At 72.0% G+C, this 23,495-nt stretch carries 21 protein-coding genes; 13 read left to right on the top strand and 8 right to left on the bottom strand.

The genetic code is table 11. From position 1 onward, the window contains the following. The first annotated feature begins 26 nt into the window (after positions 1-26). Entirely contained in the window at positions 27-1,769 is a 1,743-nt protein-coding gene (locus ACWDX6_RS04915; protein WP_451483526.1) for a pyruvate dehydrogenase, read from the top strand. A 65-nt stretch (positions 1,770-1,834) separates the two neighbouring features. Next, entirely contained in the window at positions 1,835-2,242 is a 408-nt protein-coding gene (locus tag ACWDX6_RS04910) for an ATP-binding protein (RefSeq protein WP_451483525.1), read from the top strand. 35 nt (positions 2,243-2,277) lie between these two features. Here ACWDX6_RS04910 and ACWDX6_RS04905 read toward each other — a convergent pair whose 3' ends face one another. Together ACWDX6_RS04905 and ACWDX6_RS04900 are read right to left on the bottom strand one after the other, a co-directional pair. After that, on the bottom strand, positions 2,278-3,336 hold the full coding sequence (locus tag ACWDX6_RS04905; RefSeq protein ID WP_451483524.1) for a DUF2637 domain-containing protein: 1,059 nt from the start codon (positions 3,334-3,336) through the stop codon (positions 2,278-2,280). A 205-nt stretch (positions 3,337-3,541) separates the two neighbouring features. Beyond that, on the bottom strand, positions 3,542-4,399 hold the full coding sequence (locus ACWDX6_RS04900; RefSeq protein WP_451483523.1) for a (2Fe-2S)-binding protein: 858 nt from the start codon (positions 4,397-4,399) through the stop codon (positions 3,542-3,544). A gap of 184 nt (positions 4,400-4,583) precedes the next feature. Here ACWDX6_RS04900 and ACWDX6_RS04895 point away from each other — a divergent pair, with 184 nt between their 5' ends. Then, entirely contained in the window at positions 4,584-5,330 is a 747-nt protein-coding gene (locus ACWDX6_RS04895) for a GntR family transcriptional regulator (RefSeq protein WP_451483522.1), read from the top strand. 117 nt (positions 5,331-5,447) lie between these two features. Then, positions 5,448-7,190, top strand: coding sequence for a WD40 repeat domain-containing protein (locus tag ACWDX6_RS04890; protein WP_451483521.1), 1,743 nt, complete (start codon positions 5,448-5,450; stop codon positions 7,188-7,190). Between the two features lie 41 nt (positions 7,191-7,231). Here ACWDX6_RS04890 and ACWDX6_RS04885 read toward each other — a convergent pair whose 3' ends face one another. Continuing rightward, a complete protein-coding gene (locus tag ACWDX6_RS04885) occupies positions 7,232-8,020 on the bottom strand; it encodes a hypothetical protein (RefSeq protein WP_451483520.1) in 789 nt (262 codons plus the stop codon). Positions 8,021-8,355: 335 nt separating this feature from the next. Then, positions 8,356-10,053, bottom strand: a complete 1,698-nt coding sequence (locus ACWDX6_RS04880; protein ID WP_451483519.1) for a PucR family transcriptional regulator — start codon at positions 10,051-10,053, stop codon at positions 8,356-8,358. Positions 10,054-10,378: 325 nt separating this feature from the next. Between ACWDX6_RS04880 and ACWDX6_RS04875 the strand changes: the two genes are divergently transcribed. The 5 genes from ACWDX6_RS04875 (at position 10,379) to ACWDX6_RS04855 (ending at position 17,143) form a co-directional block, all read left to right on the top strand. Next, positions 10,379-11,272 carry an FAD binding domain-containing protein gene (locus ACWDX6_RS04875; RefSeq protein ID WP_451483518.1) on the top strand — a complete coding sequence of 298 codons (894 nt, stop codon included), beginning with the start codon at positions 10,379-10,381 and terminating at the stop codon, positions 11,270-11,272. Positions 11,273-11,274: 2 nt separating this feature from the next. Then, entirely contained in the window at positions 11,275-11,871 is a 597-nt protein-coding gene (locus ACWDX6_RS04870; RefSeq protein WP_451483517.1) for a (2Fe-2S)-binding protein, read from the top strand. A 1-nt stretch (position 11,872) separates the two neighbouring features. Beyond that, positions 11,873-14,278: a xanthine dehydrogenase subunit D gene (pucD, locus tag ACWDX6_RS04865; RefSeq protein ID WP_403294737.1), complete on the top strand. Its 2,406-nt coding sequence runs from the start codon at positions 11,873-11,875 to the stop codon at positions 14,276-14,278. Positions 14,279-14,489: 211 nt separating this feature from the next. After that, positions 14,490-15,965, top strand: a complete 1,476-nt coding sequence (locus ACWDX6_RS04860; protein WP_451483516.1) for an NCS2 family permease — start codon at positions 14,490-14,492, stop codon at positions 15,963-15,965. 41 nt (positions 15,966-16,006) lie between these two features. Continuing rightward, the gene (locus tag ACWDX6_RS04855; RefSeq protein ID WP_451483515.1) at positions 16,007-17,143 is read left to right on the top strand and encodes an XdhC family protein; all 1,137 of its coding nucleotides are present in this window, start codon (positions 16,007-16,009) and stop codon (positions 17,141-17,143) included. A 293-nt stretch (positions 17,144-17,436) separates the two neighbouring features. Here the strand turns inward: ACWDX6_RS04855 and ACWDX6_RS04850 are convergent, their stop codons facing one another. Beyond that, positions 17,437-18,039, bottom strand: coding sequence for a TetR/AcrR family transcriptional regulator (locus tag ACWDX6_RS04850; RefSeq protein ID WP_451483514.1), 603 nt, complete (start codon positions 18,037-18,039; stop codon positions 17,437-17,439). 113 nt (positions 18,040-18,152) lie between these two features. Between ACWDX6_RS04850 and ACWDX6_RS04845 the strand changes: the two genes are divergently transcribed. The 4 genes from ACWDX6_RS04845 (at position 18,153) to ACWDX6_RS04830 (ending at position 21,517) form a co-directional block, all read left to right on the top strand. Continuing rightward, entirely contained in the window at positions 18,153-19,298 is a 1,146-nt protein-coding gene (locus ACWDX6_RS04845; RefSeq protein WP_451483513.1) for an acyl-CoA dehydrogenase family protein, read from the top strand. 56 nt (positions 19,299-19,354) lie between these two features. After that, positions 19,355-20,116 (top strand): SDR family NAD(P)-dependent oxidoreductase, encoded by a 762-nt coding sequence (locus ACWDX6_RS04840; RefSeq protein WP_451483512.1) that lies wholly within the window; start codon positions 19,355-19,357, stop codon positions 20,114-20,116. Between the two features lie 99 nt (positions 20,117-20,215). Further along, complete coding sequence (locus ACWDX6_RS04835; RefSeq protein WP_451483511.1) at positions 20,216-20,938, top strand: TetR/AcrR family transcriptional regulator; 723 nt, start codon at positions 20,216-20,218, stop codon at positions 20,936-20,938. Positions 20,939-21,133: 195 nt separating this feature from the next. Continuing rightward, positions 21,134-21,517, top strand: coding sequence for a Zn-ribbon domain-containing OB-fold protein (locus ACWDX6_RS04830; RefSeq protein WP_451483510.1), 384 nt, complete (start codon positions 21,134-21,136; stop codon positions 21,515-21,517). A 79-nt stretch (positions 21,518-21,596) separates the two neighbouring features. On the opposite strand, the gene ACWDX6_RS04825 is transcribed toward ACWDX6_RS04830, so the two are convergent. The 3 genes from ACWDX6_RS04825 to ACWDX6_RS04815 form a co-directional block, all read right to left on the bottom strand. After that, positions 21,597-22,553 (bottom strand): electron transfer flavoprotein subunit alpha/FixB family protein, encoded by a 957-nt coding sequence (locus tag ACWDX6_RS04825; protein ID WP_451483509.1) that lies wholly within the window; start codon positions 22,551-22,553, stop codon positions 21,597-21,599. Positions 22,554-22,586: 33 nt separating this feature from the next. Next, complete coding sequence (locus ACWDX6_RS04820; RefSeq protein WP_451483508.1) at positions 22,587-23,372, bottom strand: electron transfer flavoprotein subunit beta/FixA family protein; 786 nt, start codon at positions 23,370-23,372, stop codon at positions 22,587-22,589. Positions 23,373-23,400: 28 nt separating this feature from the next. Continuing rightward, positions 23,401-23,495, bottom strand: a 95-nt coding sequence (locus tag ACWDX6_RS04815; RefSeq protein ID WP_132919430.1) for an acyl-CoA dehydrogenase family protein, incomplete at its 5' end; no start/stop codon positions are given.

The following is a 23,495-nucleotide window of genomic DNA, read 5'->3' as shown; positions in this document are numbered from 1 at the left end:
CGCCGGGCCCATGGGTTGATGGAGCCATGGCCAAACAGAACGTCGCAGAACAGTTCGTCGACCTCCTCGTCCGGGCGGGCGTCCCCCGCGTGTACGGCGTCGTGGGCGACAGCCTGAACCCCGTCGTCGACGCCATCCGCCGCACCTCCGGCATCGACTGGATCCAGGTCCGGCACGAGGAGGCCGCGGCCTTCGCGGCGGGCGCCGAGGCACAGATCACCGGCCGCCTCGCCGCCTGCGCCGGCTCCTGCGGCCCGGGCAATCTGCACCTCATCAACGGCCTGTACGACGCCCACCGGTCGATGGCCCCGGTCCTGGCCCTCGCCTCGCACATCCCGACCGCCGAGATCGGCCTCAGCTTCTTCCAGGAGACGCACCCCGACCGCCTCTTCACCGAGTGCAGCCACTACAGCGAGCTGATCTCCAGTCCGAAGCAGATGCCCCGGCTGCTCCAGACGGCCATTCAGCACGCCGTCGGACAGGGCGGCGTCAGCGTCGTCTGCCTCCCGGGCGACATCGCCGCCGAGCCCGCCCCCGAGAAGACGGTCGAGCACGCCCTCGTCACCAGCCGGCCCACCGTCCGACCGGGTGACACCGAGATCGAGGCGCTGGCACGGCTCGTCGACGACGCCGACCGGGTGACGCTGTTCTGCGGCAGCGGCACCGCCGGCGCGCACGCCGAGGTCATGCGGTTCGCCGAGCGGGTCAAGGCACCGGTCGGCCACGCCCTGCGCGGCAAGGAATGGATCCAGTACGACAATCCGTTCGACGTCGGCATGAGCGGACTGCTGGGCTACGGCGCCGCCTACGAGGCCACCCACGAGTGCGATCTGCTGCTCCTGCTCGGCACCGACTTCCCGTACAACGCCTTCCTGCCCGACGACGTCAAGATCGCCCAGGTGGACGTCCGGCCCGAGCACCTCGGGCGCCGTTCCAAGCTCGATCTCGCCGTCTGGGGCGACGTCCGCGAGACGCTGCGCTGCCTCACCCCGCGCGTGCGCGCCAAGACGGACCGCCGCTTCCTCGACAAGATGCTGAAGAAGCACGCCGACGCGCTCGAAGGGGTCGTGAAGGCGTACACCCGCAAGGTCGAGAAGCACGTCCCGATCCACCCGGAGTACGTCGCCTCCGTCCTGGACGAACTCGCCGACGACGACGCCGTCTTCACCGTCGACACCGGTATGTGCAACGTCTGGGCGGCCCGTTACATCACGCCCAACGGCCGCCGCCGGATCATCGGCTCCTTCAGCCACGGCTCGATGGCCAACGCCCTTCCGCAGGCCATCGGCGCCCAGTTCACCGACCGCCGCCGCCAGGTGATCTCGATGTCGGGCGACGGCGGATTCGCCATGCTGATGGGCGAGTTCCTCACCCTCGTCCAGCACGACCTGCCCGTGAAGATCGTCCTGTTCAACAACTCCTCGCTCGGCATGGTCGAGCTGGAGATGATGGTCGCCGGACTCCCGTCGTACGGAACGACCAACCACAACCCCGACTTCGCCGCTATCGCCCGGGCGGCCGGCGCCTACGGGGTACGGGTCGAGAAGCCGAAGCAGCTCGCGGGAGCCCTCAAGGACGCCTTCAAGCACCAGGGCCCGGCTCTCGTGGATGTCGTCACCGACCCCAACGCGCTCTCCATCCCGCCGAAGATCCGCGCCGACATGGTGACCGGATTCGCCCTCTCGGCGGGAAAGATCGTGCTCGACGGAGGCGTCGGACGCATGCTCCAGATGGCCCGCTCCAACTTGCGCAACGTTCCCCGGCCGTGAATGCGGGCCGGTGGGTGGGGCATGCATCCCCGTGAGCCTGTTCGACGACGTCTGGGTGGGGGGTTATGGCCGGCGAGGCGGGACAGCCGACTCAACTGCTGAAGAAGGTGGGATGCGCCGATCTCACCGCGGTGCCGGAGGTGCGGCACGCGTTACGCGCGATGCTGCGGAAATGGGGAAGACCGGGCGCCTCCGACGTGGCGGAGCTGCTCACGAGCGAGCTGGTGACCAACGCCCTGGTCCACACGGAGCACGGCGCGGTGGTGACCGCGACCGTCGTCCCCGAGAGCCTCAGGGTGGAGGTCCGGGACTTCGTCCCCGGCCTGACCGAGCCGCACGTACCGACCGCCGACGACGGTACGCACGGCAGGGGACTGGTCCTGGTCGAAGCGCTGGCCGACTCCTGGGGCGTCGAGGAGCAAGGGGTGGGCAAGGTGGTGTGGTTCGAACTGAACGGCGGGGCCGCCCGATGAGGGCGGCCCCGCCGTCCGGTCCACGCGTACGGTGCTCAGCCAAACTGCTGCTCAAGGTCCTTGAGCTTGCGCTCCAGGGAGTCGAGCCGCGGCAGCGCCTGGGTGTCGTCCTCGGCGGTGAGGTCCACCGTCCGCGGTTCAACGCCCTGCACGGCCTGGAGGGAGGGCCGGGGTCGAAGCGGCAGTTGTCCGGGTTCCGCTATGGCGGGCTCCGCGACGGCCGCTCCCACGGACGTCGCGGAGCCCGTGCCGGAGTTCAGCGCGGCCATCTCGACGTGGCGCCCGCCGCCGCGGCCGAGCCCGAAGGCCCGGTGCTGCCGGTTGATCGCCCTGAGCCTGGCCCGGTCGAGTCGTCCCTGCTCGCGTCTGCGCAGCCGGTTCTGCCGCTTCTCGCGCCGGTCCTCGCGGACCTCGTCGACCGCCTCGTCCAGCGTCCGTACGCCTTCGAGCAGCATCAGCGACCAGGCGGCGAAGGTCTCGCGGGGCGCCCGCAGCCACCGTACGATCCGGATCTGCGGCAGCGGACGGGGCACCAGGCCCTGTTCGCGGAGCGCCGCCCGGCGGGTCTGCTTGAGGGCCCGGTCGAAGAGGACCGCCGCCGAGAGGGACATGCCCGCGAAGAACTGCGGGGCGCCCGCATGCCCCAGGCCCCTGGGGGCGTGCACCCAGTTGAACCAGGCCGCGGCCCCCGCGAACGTCCAGACCAGGAGGCGTGAGCCGAGAGCGGCGTCGCCGTGGCTGGCCTCGCGGACCGCGAGGACCGAGCAGAACATGGCCGCGCCGTCGAGGCCGAAGGGGACGAGGTACTCCCAGCCCCCGGTGAGGTTGAGGTTCTGCCGGCCGAAGCCGACGAGCCCGTGGAAGGAGAGGGCGGCCGCGACGGCCGCGCAGCAGAAGAGCAGGACGTAGGAGGCGGTGCCGTAGATCGCTTCCTTGCGTCTGCGGCGTTCCTCGCTGCGTTCCCAGGAGTCATCGGCCGCGGCCTGGTCACCGGCGCGCTTGCCGCGCGCGAGCACCGCCACCGCCGTCAGGACTCCGGCCACCATGACGCCGCCCGGAAGCAGCCAGTCCAGCGATATGTCGGTCAGTCTCATGCGGTGTCCCTTGCATCGCAGTAGGGCGTTTCGGCGGCCATACTGGCCGACCTCGACGGGCCCTCAAGGACTTTCGCGGCAAGAGCACGCCAACGGGGCCGCATGGCATACGAATAGGTGCCATCTGCCCGAACGGCTGCGCGAGGGAAGGGGGTTGTGTTCGATGTACGCCACCCGTGGGGGTGGCGTAAGCGCCGGGGGAGCGTCAGGCGGTCGCGGCGAGCCGGCGGACCCGCTCGGCGTCGCAGGTGCGCGGACACGTCGTACAGGTGTCCTCGGGGCGCAGCGTGTAGAAGAAGCAGCACGTGGCCCGGTCCCGGGTCGCGGCGGGCGGGGTGTCGGCCGTCCCCGTCCCGGCCAGTTCGCGGAAGCCCGCGGCGCCGGCGAAGGGCTTTGCGGTGCCGGGCATCAGGAGCTCCAGCTCCTCCATCGCCCGGGCCTCCTCGCCGAGCAGGCCGGCGATGTACCAGAGCCCCTCGACGATCTCGTCCGTCGCCATGCCCCACAGCGCGCGCCGCCCGCGCCGCATCCGCGGTCCGAAGCCGGTCAGGACGTCCTCGAAGTGCTCGGCGAGCGAGGCCCTGACCTCGGCGCGCAGCGCCTCCTCGTCGGGGACGACCCGGGCGCCGGGCAGCGCGGCCGCGGGGTCGCCGGGCAGGCAGGCGAACTCCTCGACGCGGACGGTGATCCGTCCGAGCGTGCGGTGGAAGGAGACGTCACGGACGGGCACGCGGGGCACCCTGCGGTGGAGGAACCAGGGGACGGTCACCAGAAGGCAGGCGGGCCAGGCGTACCGGTGCAGCCCGAAACTCGCGATCACATCGAGGCGGGCGCGCCGGCCGTAGTCGCGCAGCACCTGCGCGTCGTCCCAGGCGAGGAAGGCGTCGAGCGCGGCGCCCCCGGCCGCGAGCTCCTCCGCGCCGACCCAGCCGCCGCCGCGCGGCAGCCGCTCGCCGGGGCCCGCCTCCGCCATGCGCAGTCCGCCGAACACGTCGCCGACGCGGGCGTAGGAAGCCGCGACGGGCGAGGTGAGGGGGGCGGGGAGCAGGGCGGGGACGGCCATGGCGGGACCACCGAATCGCGATCGTTAGCAGGTTAGCCTTACCTTACCCGAAACGATCGATGTTTGCCCTTCTCCTCCAGGGGGCAAACCCCCCGGTCTCCTCGGAGCGGGCGTGTCGCCTAGGGTGCACACGGGGCGCCGGTATCGGGAGCCGGGCCCGGCACGACCCCGCAGGAGGACCCGGGTGGAGCAGAGCGGAGCGCGCGAGCGCGCGGCGCAGGAGCCGTACCCACCGTACGGCGACGCCGTACGCCTCCCCGAGCAGGCACGCGGCGGGCCGCCCGTCCCGGCGCCGCTAGCCCCCCGCTCCGTCCAGCGGCACTCCGTACGCGGCCAGATCCTCCAGGCACTGCGTGCCGCGCTCGTCGGCGGCGACCTGATCCCCGGCGAGGTCTACTCCGCCCCCGCCCTCGGTGAACGCTTCGGCGTCTCGGCGACCCCGGTGCGCGAGGCGATGCAGCAGCTGGCGACCGAGGGCGCCGTCGAGGTCGTACCGAACCGGGGCTTCCGGGTCACCGAACGCACCCCGTGCGAGCTCGCCGAGCTCGCCGAGGTCCGCGCACTCCTCGAGGTCCCCGTCATGCTGCGCCTGGCCCGCACGGTCCCGGCCGCCCGCTGGGCCGAGCTGCGCCCCCTCGCCGAGGCCACGTCGGCCGCCGCCGCCCGCGGCGACCGAGCCCACTACGCCGAGGCCGACCGCGCCTTCCACCGTGCGGTCCTCTCCCTCGCCGGCAACGCCCAGCTCGTCGCCGTCGCCGACGATCTGCACCGCCGCTCCCAGTGGCCCCTGACGAGCGCCCCCGCCACCCGGCACGCCGACCTCGTCGCGGACGCGGCGGAACACACCGCCCTGCTCGACGCGCTCGTCGCCCAGGACCTGACCGTCGTGCGGTCCCTCGTACGGGAGCACTTCACGGGTTCCGACGGCTGACTCCTCCCCGACACCCGCACGGACTAAGGTCGGTGGCGTGAGGTGTCCCATGCCGTCCCCGGCCCTGTCCACGGCGCGACGGGGGCTCCCCTCGCCGAACGCGGGGGGTGGGCGCCCATGACCGGTCCCGTACGGGTCGAGCGCCCCGCGCCCGGCCGGGAGACCGAGGCCGCGGCTCTGCTCGGCTGGCTCACGGACCCGGACGCCCCCCGCCTGTGCCTGGTCACCGGAGGCCCGCGGCGGGGCAAGAGCGCCCTGCTCGCCTGGCTCGCGGCACACGGCACCCGTTCCGGCGGCTCCCGGCGCGGACGCGCGGGGCGCGAACTGATCGAGCTGGCCGGGCAGAGCGCGCTGGGCGCGGCCTGGACGATCGCCAACCGGCTGGGGGTGGTGGCCGGAACGCCCGGCGAGCTCGTCCACGTCCTCGCCACCACCGAGGTGCGCCGCGCGGCCCTCATCCTGTCGGACCTGGACGAGGCCGCCGAACCGGAGGCCCTCGCCGAACTGATCGCCGAGCTGGACGCGTCGGGCCGGATGCGCCTTCTCGTCGAGACCCGCACCGGAACCCCGCCCCACACGCTCCTCGCCGCCCGGCACGCCACGGTCGTCGACCTGGGATCCGACGAGTGCGACGCCGAGCGGCCGGGCGGTGACGACGCGCTCGGGCGGGGGGATGCCCAGGGCGCCGGGCGGGGCGAGCGGGCGGACGGCCGGCGGGCCGGACTCGCCGAGCGGGGTGCTCGGCGAGGGCCCGGGGGTTCAGGCAGCGGTCATCGACCCGGCGTGCCCGGCGAGCCCGCCGAGGGGTACCGGGCGTGGCGGCGCGCGGTGGACCCGGCCGACCCGGTCGCCGTCTGCGCGGCCGACCCTTCGCAGGTGACCCGCGCCTATCTGGCGGAACCCGGCGACGACCACGGCGGGCTGCGCTCCGCCTGGATACGCGCCGGTCAGTCCCTCTCCCGGGAGCAGGGCTCCGCCGACCGGGCCGTGGTCCTGCTCGCCGCCCTCGGCGACGGCGCCGACCCCCGGCTGCGCCCAGCCCTCGAGGAGCTGACCGTCCGCTCGCCCTGGCGGGTCCGCTGGACCCGGGCACGCGGTGATCTCACCCCGCCCTGGCCCGGCCCGGTCACCGCTCTCGGCGCCGTCGGTGACCAGCTGCTGGTCGCCGGTCCCACCGGCGACGTCCACCTGCTCCAGGCCGGGGACGCGCGGCCCGCCGGGCGGCTCCTTCCGGGCCCCGCGGGCCGGGTCAAGGCGCTCGCGCCCGCGGCGGACGGGACCGTGCTCCTGCTCGACGAGCGCGGCCGGCTGCACGCGGTACGGGGAGCGGCGCCCCGCCCCGCGTATCTGGAACGGCTCACCCAGGCCGTCACGGCGACCCTCACCCGGCATCCGGGCACCGCCCTCGCGGCGATCGGGGGCTCGGTGGTGGTGGGTGACCGGCTCGGGTCCGTGCACGCCTTCGGGCTGACGGGCATTCACCAGGCCGCCCTGCACAGCGGCCGGGTCGCGGCGGTCACCGCCGTCGAGACCTCTACGCCCTTCGTGTGCAGCGGCGGTACCGATGGCGCTGTCCGCCTCTGGACCCCGGGGAAGGAGCCGAACCCGCACCCGGCCCCGCTCGCCGAACGCCCCGCCCCGGTCGTCACCCTCCACGCGGCGCAGACCCCTCGCGGCCCGGTCCTGGCGGTCGCCTGGGCCGACGGCCTCGTGGAACTGCGCCACCTGGATACCGGAGCCCTCCACCGCTTCCGCCCCGGCCCACCCGTCCGCGCCGTCGCGGTCACCCCGGAGGGCGACCTGATCGTGGGCATGGACGACGCACTGGTACGCCTGGAGCCCGCCGGCGGCGCTCGCTGAGTTCCACTGTCCGCCGGCCCGGCGGCCGGGCCGACGGAACGTCAGGCGGCTGTTGTGGGCGCCAGTTGGGACGCCAGCCAGGTCGGGACGCCGCCCAGGAGGCGGAAGAGGCGGGCTGCCTCCGCGCGCAGCCGGCCGGCCTCCGGTTCGGTCTCGGTGTTCGCCAGGGCCGTCAGGGCCGGGGCCGTGCCGACGAGGAAGCCGAGCTCCTCGCGGATGCGCAGTGACTCGGCGAAGCCGTGCCGGGCCTCCGCCAACTCGCCCTCGCGCAGCGCCAGTCCGGCCAGATGGCGCCAGGTGGAGGAGAGCAGCAGTGTGTCGCCCCGGTCCGTCGCGCCCGCGTGGGCGCGGCGGTAGGCCGCGCGGGCCGCCTGGGGGGAGTCGCCGAGGTTCTGGGCGATCAGCCCGCGCCGGAAGTCGAGCAGCGGGCGCCCTTCGGCCGCGGGACCGATCAGCGCGGCCGCCCGGCCGAGCGCCGCGCGGGCCTCGTCGGCCCTGTCCCGTACGCCGAGGAGCGTCGACGCGTAGGCGAGATAACCGCGTTCGCACGCCGCGGCCCCGCGCTCCTCGTCGCTCTGGGCGACCGCCTCGGCCGCTCGCAGCGCCTCTTCCGCCTCCGCCCAGCCCTGCTCGGTGTAGAGGCAGCGCTCGATCAGCAGCGCGGCCCTTTCGAGCGCCGCCGCCGGTTCGGCCGCGCGGGGCGTGAGCAGGGCGGCCGCGTCCGTCCAGCAGCCGCGCGAGCGCAGCCGCCATATGGCGGTCTCCATGGGGGTCTCCTTGCCGTAGGCAAGGGACGGATCGTCGCCACCCGTCGTTTCGGAACCAGACATGGCGGTGTCCGCCACATTGCCCTCCCCGAGCGCGCCATTGAGCCGTTGGGTCAGGTCGCATCTCAGCACGAACCAGAGGGCCTGGCCAAGGGGTCAGGTGAATTATTTCACAAGAGCCTGACGGACTCCGGTATACGGACACCTTCGGGGCGCGGTTTCGGGTGGCTCGGGGCGACGGGCTCACGCTCCCTCGAAAAGGTGAACCCCGCCGCGACCCCCCAACTGACGGCACGGACGTGCCCCTCGTCCGGCGCCGACCGGGCACGCCTCCTCGGCTACGGCGCTCCCGCACGCACCAAGCGCCCCCGGAGGCGAACCGAGCCCCCCCGAAAAACTCAGCTCATCCGGAGGGCGAGGAAGAAGTCGAGCTTGTCCTCCAGGCGCGACAGGTCTCTGCCGGTCAGTTGCTCGATCCTGCCCACTCGGTAGCGCAGGGTGTTGACATGCAGGTGGAGGCGGGTCGCGCAGCGGGTCCAGGAGCCGTCGCAGTCGAGGAAGGCTTCGAGGGTGGGGATGAGTTCGGCGCGGTGGCGGCGGTCGTAGTCGCGCAGGGGGTCGAGGAGGCGGGCGGTGAAGGCGCGGCGGACGTCGTCGGGGACGAAGGGGAGCAGGAGGACGTGGGAGGCGAGTTCGTGGTGGCCGGCGGCGCAGACGCGGCCGGGGCGGGCGGCGGCGACGCGGCGGGCGTGGCGGGCTTCTTCGAGGGCGCCGCGCAGTCCTTCGGCGGAGTGGACGGCGGCGCTGACGCCGAGGGTGAGGCGGCCGTCGTCGGCGAGGCCGGAGGAGAGGGGGTCGCGTACGGCGGCGAGGAGGGCGTCGGCGTGGAGGCCGATGCCGGGCGTCTGGCTCTCGTCCTCGCTGTCGGGGAGGGGGCCGGCGGGGAGGGGGACGAGAGCGATGGCCTCGTCCCCGTGGTGGGCGACGGCGATCCGGTCGGCGGAGTCGGCGCCGACGGTGGCGGGGTCGACGAGGATCTCTTCCAGGAGCGCCTGGGCGACGGGCCCGGTGTCGACGGGGGTGCCGGTGGCGCCTTCCTGGTCCCATTCGACGCGTGCGACGACGACCTGCCAGTGCGGCGCGGTGCCGAGGCCGGGGAGCAGGACGGGGGCGGCGACGCGCAGGCGGGCGGCGATCTCGGCGGGTGCGGCGCCCGTCTGGACGAGTTCGAGGACTTCCTGGGCGAGTCGGCGCCGTACGGTGCGGGCGGCGTCGCGCCGGTCGCGTTCGACGGCGATGAGCTGGGTGACGCCTTGGAGGAGGTCGAGCCGGGCGGCGGGCCAGTCGCCGGCGTCGGCTTCGACGGCGAGCAGCCAGTCGGACAGCACGGTTTCGCGCACGTCTCGGGAGGCGGACGGTGCGCCGCGTCCGGTGTTGCGGATCGGGAAGAGGGAGTAGGTGGTTCCGCCGAGGGGGAGCCGGTGGGGGCCGCGCCGTCCGGTGCGGGTGGCGGCGAGGTGTTCTCCGGCGAGTGCGGCGGCGAGTCCGGCTTCGAGGGGGTCGCCGGCGCCGGCGATCTGGCGGCCGGTGGGGGAGAGGACCCAGGCGTGAAGGTCCAGGTCGGAGCCGAGGAGGTCGAGGACGACCTCGGGTCCGCCGCCGGCGGGGCCGGAGGTCATCAGGCGTCGGTGGCGGTCGACGACGGCGGCGAGGTCGCCCGCGCGCTCGCCGGAGACCTGTCGAACAACATGCTCGGTGATCGTTGCGAACGCAACGGACTCGTTCACCGCGAACAGCGGCAGCCGATGGCGCAAACATGCCTGTACGAGGTCGTCCGGGATGTCGCCGAGCTCGGCTTCGCCGGCCGCCAGTGCCGCCACTCCGGCGGAGGCGAGGATCCGGACGAAGGGTTCGGCGTCCTCGGGCTCCCTCAGCCAGGCGAGGCCGGTGAGGACCAGCTCGCCACCGGACAGATACCTGCTGGGGTCCTTGAGGTCCGTCGTCATCACGCCACGGACCGTGCGGTCCAGCTCTTCCTCGCCACCGAGGAGGCGCAGCCCCAGCGCGTCGGTTTCCAGCAGTGCGCGCAGCCGCATCTCGTCTCCGCCGTTCCTTTTCGTCCGTCGCGCTCGTGCGTCGCGAAAACTGTCCCGTTGTCGTCGGTGGCGTGGTGCCGCCGTTTCCAGGGGAAAACGGCGAGGTTACCGAGCCCCGCCTTTCGTTCGAATCTACAAGACGAGGAAGGTCACCAGCCAACTCCTTCATGTTTTCGGTGACTGCACCCTGGCCTGCCGGGCTTGTGTACTAGGCCACACATCGCGTGAACAGCACATGAACAAGCAATCGAAGTCGAGGGCCGGCCGTCCCCCCGGGCCCGTGCGACGGACCCCTGATCATCAGAATCACTAGAAGAGAGCCACCATGGACTTCCTTCGCCCCGCCAGCTGGGAGGAGGCGCTCGCCGCCAAGGCCGAGCACCCCACGGCCGTGCCCATCGCCGGTGGTACGGACATCATGGTCGAGATCAACTTCGACCACCGGCGTCCCGAGTACCTCCTGGACCTGAACCGTATCGAGCTGCTGCGCGAGTGGGAGGTCGGCGAGGAGAACGTCCGCCTCGGTGCCTCCGTTCCGTACACCCAGATCATGGAGCACCTGCGGGCCGAGCTCCCCGGTCTGGCGCTCGCCTCGCACACGGTCGCCTCGCCGCAGATCCGCAACCGCGGTGGTGTCGGCGGCAACCTGGGCACCGCGTCGCCGGCCGGTGACGCGCACCCCGCGCTGCTCGCGGCGGGTGCCGAGGTCGAGGTCGAGTCGCAGGCCCGCGGCAGCCGCCTGATCCCGATCGACGAGTTCTACACGGGCGTGAAGCGCAACGCGCTGGAGCCCGACGAGCTGATCAAGACCGTCCACATCAAGAAGGCGGACGGGCCCCAGCAGTACTCCAAGGTCGGTACGCGCAACGCGATGGTCATCGCGGTCTGCGCCTTCGGCCTGGCGCTGCACCCGGAGACCCGGACGGTGCGCACCGGCATCGGTTCGGCCGCGCCGACCCCGATCCGCGCCAAGGAGGCCGAGGCCTTCCTGAACGCGGCTCTGGAGGAAGGCGGCTTCTGGGACAGCGGCAAGATCATCACGCCGTCGGTGGCCAAGCAGTTCGCCGACCTGTGCTCGGGTGCCGCCAACCCGATCGACGACGTCCGAGGCACCGCCAAGTACCGCCGTCACGCCGTAGGCATCATGGCTCGCCGCCAGCTCGGCTGGACCTGGGAGCAGTACCGCGGCACCGGCCGCACGCTTGAGGGAGCTGCATAACCATGCGCGTCAATTTCACGGTCAACGGTCGTCCGCAGGAAGCCGACGACGTCTGGGAGGGGGAGTCCCTCCTCTACGTCCTGCGTGAGCGGATGGGCCTGCCCGGCTCCAAGAACGCCTGCGAGCAGGGCGAGTGCGGTTCCTGCACGGTCCGCCTGGACGGTGTGCCGGTCTGTTCGTGTCTGGTCGCCGCCGGGCAGGCCGAGGGCCGTGACGTCGTCACGGTCGAGGGTCTGGCCGACTTCGCCAAGCAGCGCGAGGAGCACGGCGGCTGCGCGAGCGGCGCCTGCGGCACCACGCTCGACGAGGCCAAGCGGTGGGAGGCCAAGCCCGGTCAGGACTCGCAGACCGGTGAGGGTGTCGCACTCTCCCCGATCCAGCAGGCGTTCATCGACGCCGGCGCCGTCCAGTGCGGCTTCTGCACCCCGGGTCTGCTGATCGCCGCGGACGAGCTCCTGGAGCGCCAGAGCGACCCGTCCGACCAGGACATCCGCGAGGCCCTCTCCGGCAACCTCTGCCGCTGCACGGGCTACGAGAAGATCCTCGACGCGGTCCGCCTGGCGGCGGCCCGCCAGGAACGCCAGGGAGAGGCGGTCTGACATGGCTCAGAACACCCGCACCGTTCCGGCCGGTACGCCGACGAACGTCACGCAGAACCACACCAAGGGCGGCATCGGCGAGTCCACGCTCCGCCCGGACGGCACCCTGAAGGTCACGGGCGAGTTCGCTTACTCCTCGGACATGTGGCACGAGGACATGCTGTGGGGCCAGACCCTGCGCTCCACCGTGGCCCACGCCGAGATCGTCTCCATCGACGTCTCCGAGGCGCTCGCGATGGGCGGCGTGTACGCCGTCCTGACCTACGACGACCTGCCGGCCGAGATGAAGAACTACGGTCTGGAGATCCAGGACACCCCGGTCCTCGCCCACGGCCGGGTACGGCACCACGGCGAGCCGGTGGCCCTGGTCGCCGCCGACCACCCCGAGACCGCCCGCCGCGCGGCCGCCAAGATCAAGATCGAGTACCGGGAGCTGCCCCTCGTCACCGACGAGGCCTCCGCGCTCGCCCCCGACGCGCCGCTGATCCACGAGGGCCGCGACGACCACCACGCCGGCCACGTCCCGCACCCGAACATCGTGCACCGCCAGCCGATCATCCGCGGCAACGTGGAGGAGGCGCGGAAGAGGGCCGATGTGATCGTCGAGGGCGAGTACACCTTCGGCATGCAGGACCAGGCGTTCCTCGGCCCGGAGTCCGGTCTCGCCGTGCCCGCCGAGGACGGCGGTGTCGACCTCTACGTCGCCACCCAGTGGCTGCACTCGGACCTCAAGCAGATCGCTCCCGTCCTCGGTCTCCCCGAGGAGAAGGTCCGTATGACGCTCTCCGGCGTCGGCGGTGCCTTCGGCGGCCGCGAGGACATCTCGATGCAGATCCACGCCTGCCTCCTGGCGCTGCGCACCGGCAAGCCGGTCAAGATCGTCTACAACCGGTTCGAGTCCTTCTTCGGGCACGTGCACCGCCACCCGGCGAAGCTCTGGTACGAGCACGGCGCCACCAAGGACGGCAAGATCACGCACATGAAGTGCCGGATCGTGCTCGACGGCGGTGCCTACGCCTCGGCCTCCCCGGCCGTCGTCGGCAACGCCTCGTCCCTCTCGGTCGGCCCGTACGTCGTCGACGACGTCGACATCGAGGCGATCGCCCTCTACACCAACAACCCGCCCTGCGGCGCGATGCGCGGTTTCGGCGCCGTCCAGGCGTGCTTCGCGTACGAGGCGCAGATGGACAAGCTCGCGGCGAAGCTGGGCATGGACCCGGTGGAGTTCCGCCAGCTCAACGCCATGGAGCAGGGCACGATCATGCCGACCGGCCAGGTCGTGGACTCGCCGGCCCCGGTCGCCGAGCTGCTGCGCCGGGTCAAGGCCCGTCCCATGCCGCCGGAGCGCCAGTGGGAGTCCGCGGGCGAGGGCGCGGACGTCCGCGCGCTGCCCGGTGGTCTGTCCAACACCACGCACGGCGAGGGTGTCGTCCGCGGTGTCGGCTACGCCGTCGGCATCAAGAACGTCGGCTTCTCCGAGGGCTTCGACGACTACTCCACCGCCCGCGTGGTCCTGCAGCTCATCAACGGCGAGCCCGTCGCGATGGTCCACACGGCCATGGCGGAGGTCGGCCAGGGCGGCGTCACCGTGCACGCCCAGATCGCCCGCACGGAGCTGGGCGTCACCCAGGTGACCATCCACCCGGCCGACACGCAGGTCGGCTCCGCCGGTTCGACGTCCGCCTCCCGGCAGACGTACATGACCGGTGGCGCGGTGAAGAACACCTGTGAGGCCGTCCGCGAGAAGGTCCTGGAGATCGGCCGGCGCAAGAACGGCTCGTACCACCCCGCCTGGGCGACCGCCGAGCTGCTCCTGGAGAGCGGCAAGGTCGTCACCGACGGCGGCGAGGTCCTCGCGGACATCGCCGACATCCTGGAGGGCGAGGAGCCGATCGACATCGAGCTCGAGTTCCGCCACCGTCCCACCCAGGCGTTCGACCTCAAGACGGGCCAGGGCGACGGTCACGTCCAGTACACCTTCGCCGCGCACCGCGCGGTGGTGGAGGTGGACACCGAGCTCGGCCTGGTGAAGGTCATCGAGCTCGCGACCGCCCAGGACGTCGGCAAGGCGCTCAACATGCTCTCCGTCGTCGGCCAGATCCAGGGTGGTACCACCCAGGGCCTGGGCGTCGCGGTGATGGAAGAGATCATCGTGGACCCGAAGACCGCGAAGGTGAAGAACCCCTCCTTCACGGACTACCTGATCCCGACGATCCTCGACACGCCGACCATCCCGGTCGACGTACTCGAACTGGCCGACCCCAACGCGCCGTACGGCCTGCGGGGACTCGGCGAGGCCCCGACCCTGTCGTCGACTCCGGCCGTCCTCGCGGCGATCCGGAACGCGACGGGTCTGGAGCTGAACAAGACGCCGGTCCGCCCCGAGGCGCTCACCGGCACCCTGTAGGACCCTCCGGGCGGTGTGTGCCTCCCAGGAACGTCACACTTCCCCGCCCCCACCGCCCGGAGCCCCCCGCAGTGCAGCAGTACTGATCCACCCGTTCGTCTCGGGCCGTCCCCCGGGTCGTGCAGCCCACGCAGCATCCCAAATCCCGCAGCTTCTCTGACCTTCGGAAAGTCTTATGCGGGTGCCCCTTTGAACCTTGGGAGTAGGCCCCATGACCCAGTCGTCTGTGGAGCCCAAGACCGCTTCGGAGGACGCGGGCTCCGGCTCGAACGTCCCCGCCGGCAGATCTTGGCTCGACCGGTACTTTCACATCTCGGAGAGAGGATCCACCGTCGCGACGGAGATCCGCGGCGGCGTCACCACCTTCATGGCGATGGCGTACATTCTCCTGCTCAACCCTCTGATCCTCGGCGGCAAGGATGTGGACGGCAACGTCCTCAGCCAGCCCGCCCTCATCACGGCGACCGCTCTGGCCGCCGCTGCGACCACTCTCCTGATGGGCTTCTGGGGCAAGGTCCCGCTCGCCCTGGCGGCCGGCCTCAGCGTCTCCGGCGTGCTGTCCTCGCAGGTCGTCTCCGTCATGACCTGGCCGCAGGCGATGGCCATGTGTGTGGCCTACGGCGTGATCATCTGTCTCCTGGTCGTCACCGGCCTCCGCGAGATGATCATGAACGCGATCCCGTTGGCGATCAAGCACGCGATCACCATCGGCATCGGCCTCTTCATCGCGATCATCGGCTTCGTCAAGGCCGGCTTCGTCCACGAGAACCCCTCTCCCGGCGGTGGCCCGGTCACCCTCGGCCCCCTCGGTGAACTCCAGGGCTGGCCCGTCCTGATCTTCGCGGTCACCCTGCTGCTGATCTTCGCCCTCCAGGCGCGCCACATCCCCGGCGCCATCCTGATCGGCATCGTCGTCGGCACGGTCGTCGCCATGATCGTCAACGCGATCGCCGACATCCCCGCCAAGGGCGCGGGCGCCTGGTTCGCCGGCGCGCCGGAGCTCAACGGCAGCGCCGTCTCCGCACCGGACTTCTCGCTCATCGGCGAAGTGTCCTTCAGCGGCTGGGGCGACGTCGGCTACATCACGATCACCATGATCGTCTTCACTCTGGTGCTCGCGGGCTTCTTCGACGCCATGGCGACCATCATCGGTGTCGGCTCCGAGGCCAACCTCGCCGACGACAAGGGCCGGATGCCCGGCCTGTCCAAGGCCCTGTTCATCGACGGCGCCGGCGGTGTCATCGGCGGCGGCGTCGGCGGCTCCGGCCAGACCGTCTTCGTGGAGTCCGCCACGGGCGTCGGCGAGGGAGCCCGTACGGGCCTGTCCTCCGTCGTCACCGGCGTGTTCTTCGCCGCCTGTCTCTTCTTCACCCCGCTCACCGCGATCGTGCCCGCCGAGGTCGCCTCCGCGGCCCTGGTCGTCATCGGCGCGATGATGATGCAGAACGCCAAGCACGTCGACTGGAGCGACCGCTCCGTCGCGATCCCGGTGTTCCTCACCGTGGTCCTGATGCCGTTCACGTACACCATCACCACGGGTGTCGCGGCCGGTGTCATCTCCTACGCCGTCATCAAGGTGGCGCAGGGCAGGGCACGCGAAGTGGGGGCCTTCATGTGGGGCCTGACCGCGATCTTCGTCGTGTACTTCGCGATCCATCCGATCGAGAGCTGGCTGGGCGTCAGCTGACGCCCGTACCGCCGCCCTCCACACATATCGAGGAGTTCGAGATGCTGGACATCGCCGAAGAGCTGCACCGGTGGGTCGAGCAGGGACGCGAGTTCGCCGTCGCCACCGTGGTGGCGGTCGGCGGCAGCGCACCCCGGCAGCCCGGCGCCGCACTCGCCGTCGACAGCGACGGCACGGCGATCGGCTCGGTGTCCGGCGGATGTGTGGAGGGCGCGGTCTACGACCTGTGCCAACAGGCACTCGAAGACGGCAGGACCGTCGTCGAGCGCTTCGGATACAGCGACGAGGACGCCTTCGCCGTGGGCCTGACCTGCGGCGGAGTCATCGACATCCTCGTCACGCCGGTACGCGGCGGGGTCTTCCCCGCCGCACTCCAGGCCGCCGCCTCCGCCGAGGCGGCGGCCCTGGCCCGGATCGTCGACGGCCCCGCCGACCTGATGGGCCGGGCGCTCCTCGTCCGCCCCGACGGCTCGTACGAAGGCGGCCTCGGCGGCCACCCGGAGCTGGACCGCACCGCCGCGGGAGAGGCCCGCGCGATGCTGGACGCCGGCCGGACCGGCACCGTCGGGATCGGTGCGGACGGCAGCCGCTGCGGGCAGCCGCTCACCCTCCTGGTCGAGTCGTCCGTCCCCGCCCCCCGCATGATCGTCTTCGGCGCCATCGACTTCGCCTCCGCGCTGGTGAAGGTGGGCAAGTTCCTCGGCTACCACGTCACCGTCTGCGACGCGCGCCCCGTCTTCGCCACCCCCGCCCGCTTCCCCGAGGCCGACGAGATCGTCGTCGAGTGGCCCCACCGCTACCTGGCGTCGACCGAGGTCGACGGCCGTACGGCGCTGTGCGTCCTCACGCACGACGCCAAGTTCGACGTTCCCCTGCTGGAAGCGGCCCTGCGGCTCCCGGTCGCCTACATCGGCGCGATGGGCTCCCGCCGCACCCACGAGGACCGCAACAAGCGCCTGCGCGAGGTCGGTGTCAGCGAGCTCGAACTCGCCCGGCTGAGGTCCCCGATCGGCCTCGACCTCGGCGCCCGGACCCCGGAGGAGACGGCCCTCTCCATCGCGGCGGAGATCGTCGCCAACCGCCGAGGCGGCAGCGGCGCCTCCCTCACCGGCGCGCACACGCCCATCCACCACGACGGCCCGCGCGAAGCCGACGGACGGATAGGTTCCGTCGCGTAACCCGGCGATCCGCGCCGCCGCTGGAGGCCGGCGCGTACCGGGCGGCCGACTACCTGCCGACCGACACCTCGCAGTCGCCGGTCGTGCGGTGGGTGTCCATCGCGCCCGAGCAGGGCACGTACACCTGCCGGCTGCCGGTCACCGGCTACTCCAGCCCTGACGACCCTCGGTGACACGGTCATACCGGCCCGCACGCACGGGCCGGCCTTCACGTACGAAGAGAGCGGACCGGCGGGCGCGCGTGGACCCGGTCGGCGGACAGGGCATCGATGACGGAGTGAGCGGCGCGCCGCTCACTCCGTCAGTCCGTTCAGCAGGAGTTCCGCGAGCTGTTCGTACGCCTCCGCGTCCGCGAGCCCCGTCGCCGCCGCCACCTGGCGCTGCTGGATGCGGACCATCACGGAGGCGATGACATCGGCGGCGAAGGTCACATGGACCTCGCGGAAGACGCCCGCGCGCACGCCCTCCTCGATCAGCTGCTGCACCCGCCCCGCCGCCGCGCGCGTGTTGCGTTCGTACACCTCCGCGGCCGGCTCGAAGGCGGCCACGTCGTCGAAGAACTGCGGGGAGACCGGGGCGAGTTCGGCCGCGACGGCCCGCAGGTAGGCGGCCAGCCGCTCGGCCGGATCGGTCTCGGCGGCCAGCACCGACTCCACCCTGGTCGTCGCGCGCCGGAAGAAGTGGACCACCGCCGCCCGGACGAGCTGTTCCTTGCTGCCCGCCAGGCCGTAGAGGGTGCGCTTCGAACAGCGCAGCCGCGCGGCGAGATCGTCCAGCGTCAGCTGGGCGAAGCCCTCACCGACCAGGAGGGCCACCAGCTCCTCGAACAGGGCGGACCGGCGGGCCGCACCGCGGCCCGTCAGCTTGGGTGCGTCGGCGGCTGAGGTCTCGATCACCCCAACAGTATGCCGGGCGACCCGTTCGGGGGGTTACGGGGAAACCCTTCTGCGCTACGCTAACCGGTACTGCCGTACCGGCCGCAGTACCGCTTCTGTTCACTGGAGTCGCCATGGATGTCGACCGCCTGCTTCCCACCCCCGAGGCAGCGGACCTCATCGCCCTCACCCGGGAGATCGCCGACAAGGAACTCTCTCCCCGCGTGGACGAGCACGAGGCCGCCGAGACGTACCCGGAGGGCCTGTTCGCCACCCTCGGCGAGGCCGGACTGCTCGGCCTCGCGTATCCCGAGGAGTTCGGCGGCGGAGGCCAGCCGTACGAGGTGTACCTCCAGGTCCTGGAGGAGCTGGCGGCCCGCTGGGCGGCCGTCGCCGTCGCCACCAGCGTCCACACCCTCGCCTGCCACCCGCTGCACTCCTTCGGCACCCCGGAGCAGAAGGAGCGCTGGCTCCCCGCGATGCTCGCGGGCGAGCTCGTCGGCGGCTACAGCCTCTCCGAGCCCCAGGCCGGCTCCGACGCCGCCGCCCTCGCCTGCAAGGCGGAGCGCACGGAGACGGGGGACGCCTACCGGATCACCGGCAACAAGGCGTGGATCACCCACGGCGGCAAGGCCGGCTTCTACGCCCTCTTCGCCCGTACCGCCCCCGGCGGCCACGGCATCACCTGCTTCCTCGCCCCGGGCGCCGCCGAGGGCCTCACCTTCGGCAAGCCGGAACGCAAGATGGGCCTCCAGGCCGTGCCCACCACCTCCGCCCACTGGGACGGCGCCCTCATCGACGCCGACCGGCGCATCGGGGAGGAGGGGCAGGGCCTCCAGATCGCCTTCAGCGCGCTGGACTGCGGCCGCCTCGGCATCGCCGCCTGCGCCACCGGCCTCGCCCAGGCCGCCCTCGACGCCGCCGTCGCGTACGCCAACGAGCGCACCACCTTCGGCCGGAAGATCGTCGACCACCAGGGGCTCGGCTTCCTCCTGGCGGACATGGCCGCCGCCGTCGACTCCGCCCGCGCGACCTATCTGGACGCCGCCCGCCGCCGCGACCTCGGCCGCCCGTTCAGCCGCCAGGCCAGCGTGGCCAAGCTGACCGCCACCGACGCCGCCATGAAGGTGACGACCGACGCCGTGCAGGTGCTCGGCGGGTACGGATACACCCGCGACTTCCCGGTCGAGCGCTATATGCGCGAGGCCAAGATCATGCAGATCTTCGAAGGCACGAACCAGATCCAGCGGCTCGTGATCAGCCGCTCCCTCGCCCGCTGACCACCTCCGCACGCCGCCGCCGTCTGCCGACGGACCTCTTCCCGCAAGGAGCATCCATGGACATCGCCGGATCCGCCGCGCTCGTCACCGGCGCGGCCTCTGGCCTCGGCGCCGCCACCGCCGCCGCACTCGCCGCGCGCGGTGCGACCGTCTACGGCCTCGACCTGGACAAGGCCGTCGCGGGGGCCGAGGACCGGCCCGACGGCGTCACCCTGCTCGCTGCCGACGTCACCGAGGAGGGCCCGGTCCGCGAGGCCCTCGCCCGGATCGAGGCCGACGGCTTCGAGCTGCGGCTCGCCGTCAACTGCGCGGGCATCGCCCCCTCGGCCCGCATCCTGGGCCGCAAGGGACCGCACGACCTCGACCTGTTCCGTACGGTCCTCCACGTCAACCTGCTGGGCACGTTCAACGTGATGCGCCTCGCCGCCGAGGTCATCGCCCGGCAGGAGGCCGACGAGCACGGCCAGCGCGGGCTGGTCGTCAACACCGCCTCCATCGCCGCCTTCGAGGGCCAGGTCGGGCAGATCGCCTACGCCGCCTCCAAGGCGGGCGTCGCCGGCATGACCGTCACCGCCGCCCGCGACCTCGCGCAGTTCGGCATCCGGGTGGTCACCATCGCGCCCGGCATCGTCGACACGCCGATGATGGCCGGGTTCGGCGACGAGGTCCGGGCCGGACTCGCCGCGAGCGTCACCTTCCCGCAGCGGCTCGCCCGGCCCGAGGAGTACGCCCGGCTCGTCACCATGATCACCGAGCACGACTACCTCAACGGCGAGACGATCCGGATGGACGGCGCCCTGCGCATGGCCGCCCGCTGAACCGCGTCCGATCGTCCCCTCTCCTCTCGTAGCACTTGGTGCCGCCTCGCGGTGGCACCAAGTGCCGCCCTCGCCTTCCCGGGGTGTTAGGTTCGGGCCATGGGAACGGGAACAGCGCCGACGAACTCCGCGAAGCCCGGCATGCGGGACTCCCTCATCGCCGCGGCCTTCCAGCTCTTCCTGGAGCGGGGGTACGAACAGACCACCGTCGACGACATCGTCCGGACAGCCGGGGTCGGCCGCCGGTCCTTCTTCCGCTACTTCCCCTCCAAGGAGGACGTGGTCTTCCCCGACCACGAGCAGTGCCTCGCCGACATGACCGCGTTCCTCGCCGCGAGCGGGGACGGCGACGACCCGCTGGTCCGGGTCTGCGACGCCGCCCGGCTCGTCATGCGGATGTACGCCGAGAACCCCACCTTCTCCGTGCAGCGCTACCGCCTCACCCGCGAGGTGACCGGCCTGCGCACCTACGAACTCTCCGTCGTCTGGCGGTACGAGAAGACCCTCGGCGACTATCTGCGCACCCGCTTCGCCGACCGGCGCGACGGCACCCTGCGCGCCAATGTGATCGCGGCCGCCGTGGTCGCCGCGCACAACCACGCCCTGCGGCACTGGCTTCGCTCGGGCGGCGAGGGCGATCCGCTGGCCGAGGTCGACCGGGCCCTGGAGTTCGTCCGCGACACCTGGAGCCCGCAGGGCGCCCCCGGCGGCCCGGGCGTTCCCGCGGAGGAGGCCGATGACGTCGTGGTCGTGATCACCAAGCGTTCCACGCCGATGTGGCGGGTGGTGCGCGAAGTGGAGTCGAGCATCGGAGAGAGCTAGGGCCTCTCGTTCGGATCATGCCGGGCGGCTCCCTGATCCGGCCTGGTCCAAACGACAGACCCCAGGACACTCCCTGGGGCTCGCAGGGTTCTCAGTATCTCGAATTAAGGGAACTCAGGTCTTTATTCTCTGGCACTCAGTGCCATATCTTTGCACCATGCACGGTCGAGCCGCCGAGTGCGAGGAGAAGGCATCGTGTTCCACACGGGACTGAGGAGCGGGAGCGCCGTCCGGACCGAGGAATCGGACGCCGGCGCCGAGCTCTACTTCCAGCGCTGCCGCTGGTGCCACACCACCACCTTCCAGCGCCTGCTCTGTCCGACCTGCGGGTCGACCGACCTGGCGCCCGAGCGCAGCGAGGGCGAAGGGGTGATCACCGTGCGCCGCGGGTTCACCGCCGCCCACGCCGACCTCTGGCCGGTCCACATGGCTGAGGGCTTCGTCGTCCGCTGCCGGGTCGACGGCCCGCCGCACGCGGTGCGCCCCGGCGTGCGGGTCAAGATCTCCTCCGCCGGGACGGCGCCGGGCCAGCCGGTCGTCCGGCTCTGCGAAGAGGTGCCTCTCGACGGCTGGCTCTGAGCTCAGCGGGGACGGCGAAGGGCCGGTCTGTGGCACTGAGTGCCACAGACCGGCCCTTTCGTTCACCGGGACCGCTGTCTCAGCGTGCGCCGATCTCGTCCGTCAGCTGCGGCAGTACGGCGAACAGGTCGCCGACCACGCCGTAGTCGACCAGGTCGAAGATCGGGGCCTCCGGGTCCTTGTTGACGGCCACGATGGTCTTCGAGGTCTGCATGCCGGCCCGGTGCTGGATCGCCCCGGAGATGCCCGCCGCGATGTACAGCTGCGGCGAGACCTGCTTGCCGGTCTGGCCGACCTGGTTGGCGTGCGGGTACCAGCCCGCGTCGACCGCGGCGCGCGAGGCACCGACCGCCGCGCCGAGCGAGTCGGCGAGCTTCTCGACGACCCCGAAGCCCTCGGCCGCGCCGACACCGCGGCCGCCGGAGACCACGATCGCGGACTCGGTCAGCTCGGGGCGGCCGGTGGAGACGCGCGGGGTGCGCGAGACGACCGTGGCGGCGTTGCCGGTGAAGGCGACGGACACGTTCTCGACGGTACCGGCGGCCGGGGCGGCCTCGGGAGCGGCGGAGTTGGGCTTGACGGTGATGACCGGGACACCGTGCGAGACGGTCGACCTCACCTGGTACGAGGCGGCGAAGACGGACTGGGTCGCGACCGGGCCGTTCTCGCCGGCTTCCAGCTCCACGGCGTCGGTGATGAGCCCCGAGCCGAGACGCAGGGCGACGCGCGCGGCGACCTCCTTGCCCTCGCCGGACGAGGTCACCAGGACGGCGGCGACACCCTTGTCCTGGGCGATCTGGGTGAGCGCGTCGACCTTCGGCACGACGAGCTGCTCGGCGAACTCGGCGCCGTCCGCGACGTAGACGGTGGCCGCGCCGTATTCGCCGGCGGTGGCGGCGATCGACGCCGCGGCGTCACCGGCGCCCAGCACGACCGCCGAGGGCTCGCCGATCCGGCGGGCCAGGGTGAGCAGTTCGAGGGCCGGCTTGCGGACCGCACCGTCGGCGTGGTCCACGAGAACCAGGATCTCAGCCATGATTCCTTGCTCCTGATGGATAGTGACGGCGGGTCAGATGAACTTCTGGGCGGACAGGAACGCGGCGAGCTGCTTGCCGCCGTCGCCCTCGTCCGTGACGACCGTGCCCGCGGTACGGGCCGGGCGCGCGGCGACCGACTCGACCAGGGTCCAGGACCCGGCCAGACCGACCTCGTCGGCGTCGATGCCGAGGTCGTCCAGGTCCAGCTCCTCGACCGGCTTCTTCTTGGCGGCCATGATCCCCTTGAAGGAGGGGTAGCGGGCCTCGCCGGACTGGTCGGTGACCGAGACGACGGCCGGCAGCGGGGCCTCCAGAAGCTCGGTGGCGGCGTCGCCGTCCCGGCGGCCCTTGACCCGCCCGTCCTCGACCGAGACCTCGGAGAGCAGGGTGATCTGCGGCAGGCTCAGCCGCTCGGCGAGTAGCGCGGGCAGCACGCCCATGGTGCCGTCCGTCGAAGCCATACCGCAGACGACCAGGTCGAACCCGGTCTTCTCCAGGGCCTTGGCGACGATCGCGGAGGTGCCGATGACATCGGTGCCGTGGATGTCGTCGTCATTGACGTGGACGGCCTTGTCGGCGCCCATGGACAGCGCCTTGCGCAGGGCGTCCTTGGCGTCGTCGGGGCCGACCGTGACCACGGTGACCTCGGCGTCGTCCGCCTCTTCGGCGATCCGCAGCGCCTGCTCGACCGCGTACTCGTCGAGCTCCGACAGCAGGCCGTCGACCTCGTCGCGGTCCACGGTCAGGTCGTCCGCGAAGCCGCGGTCGCCGCTCGCGTCGGGTACGTACTTCACACAGACAGCGATCCTCAGGGTCACGGCCTGGCTCCTTTCAAGTGACAGACGATTACGGGAGGTTGCGGGCCATGACGATGCGCTGGACCTGGTTGGTGCCTTCGTAGATCTGGGTGATCTTGGCGTCGCGCATCATGCGCTCGACGG

The organism is Streptomyces sp. NPDC003027, assembly GCF_053591435.1.
This window is presented reverse-complemented; position numbering and strand designations above follow the sequence as displayed.

Excerpts from the sequence above, each read along its gene's own strand:
- ACWDX6_RS04845 (WP_451483513.1), top strand. The coding sequence starts at position 18,153 with ATGGATGTCGACCGCCTGCTTCCCACCCCCGAGGCAGCGGACCTCATC.
- pucD (WP_403294737.1), top strand. The coding sequence starts at position 11,873 with ATGGCTCAGAACACCCGCACCGTTCCGGCCGGTACGCCGACGAACGTC.
- ACWDX6_RS04905 (WP_451483524.1), bottom strand. The coding sequence starts at position 3,336 with ATGAGACTGACCGACATATCGCTGGACTGGCTGCTTCCGGGCGGCGTC.
- ACWDX6_RS04825 (WP_451483509.1), bottom strand. The coding sequence starts at position 22,553 with ATGGCTGAGATCCTGGTTCTCGTGGACCACGCCGACGGTGCGGTCCGC.
- ACWDX6_RS04835 (WP_451483511.1), top strand. The coding sequence starts at position 20,216 with ATGGGAACGGGAACAGCGCCGACGAACTCCGCGAAGCCCGGCATGCGG.
- ACWDX6_RS04885 (WP_451483520.1), bottom strand. The coding sequence starts at position 8,020 with ATGTCTGGTTCCGAAACGACGGGTGGCGACGATCCGTCCCTTGCCTAC.
- ACWDX6_RS04860 (WP_451483516.1), top strand. The coding sequence starts at position 14,490 with ATGACCCAGTCGTCTGTGGAGCCCAAGACCGCTTCGGAGGACGCGGGC.
- ACWDX6_RS04890 (WP_451483521.1), top strand. The coding sequence starts at position 5,448 with ATGACCGGTCCCGTACGGGTCGAGCGCCCCGCGCCCGGCCGGGAGACC.
- ACWDX6_RS04915 (WP_451483526.1), top strand. The coding sequence starts at position 27 with ATGGCCAAACAGAACGTCGCAGAACAGTTCGTCGACCTCCTCGTCCGG.
- ACWDX6_RS04910 (WP_451483525.1), top strand. The coding sequence starts at position 1,835 with ATGGCCGGCGAGGCGGGACAGCCGACTCAACTGCTGAAGAAGGTGGGA.
- ACWDX6_RS04840 (WP_451483512.1), top strand. The coding sequence starts at position 19,355 with ATGGACATCGCCGGATCCGCCGCGCTCGTCACCGGCGCGGCCTCTGGC.
- ACWDX6_RS04875 (WP_451483518.1), top strand. The coding sequence starts at position 10,379 with ATGGACTTCCTTCGCCCCGCCAGCTGGGAGGAGGCGCTCGCCGCCAAG.
- ACWDX6_RS04880 (WP_451483519.1), bottom strand. The coding sequence starts at position 10,053 with ATGCGGCTGCGCGCACTGCTGGAAACCGACGCGCTGGGGCTGCGCCTC.
- ACWDX6_RS04900 (WP_451483523.1), bottom strand. The coding sequence starts at position 4,399 with ATGGCCGTCCCCGCCCTGCTCCCCGCCCCCCTCACCTCGCCCGTCGCG.
- ACWDX6_RS04870 (WP_451483517.1), top strand. The coding sequence starts at position 11,275 with ATGCGCGTCAATTTCACGGTCAACGGTCGTCCGCAGGAAGCCGACGAC.
- ACWDX6_RS04855 (WP_451483515.1), top strand. The coding sequence starts at position 16,007 with ATGCTGGACATCGCCGAAGAGCTGCACCGGTGGGTCGAGCAGGGACGC.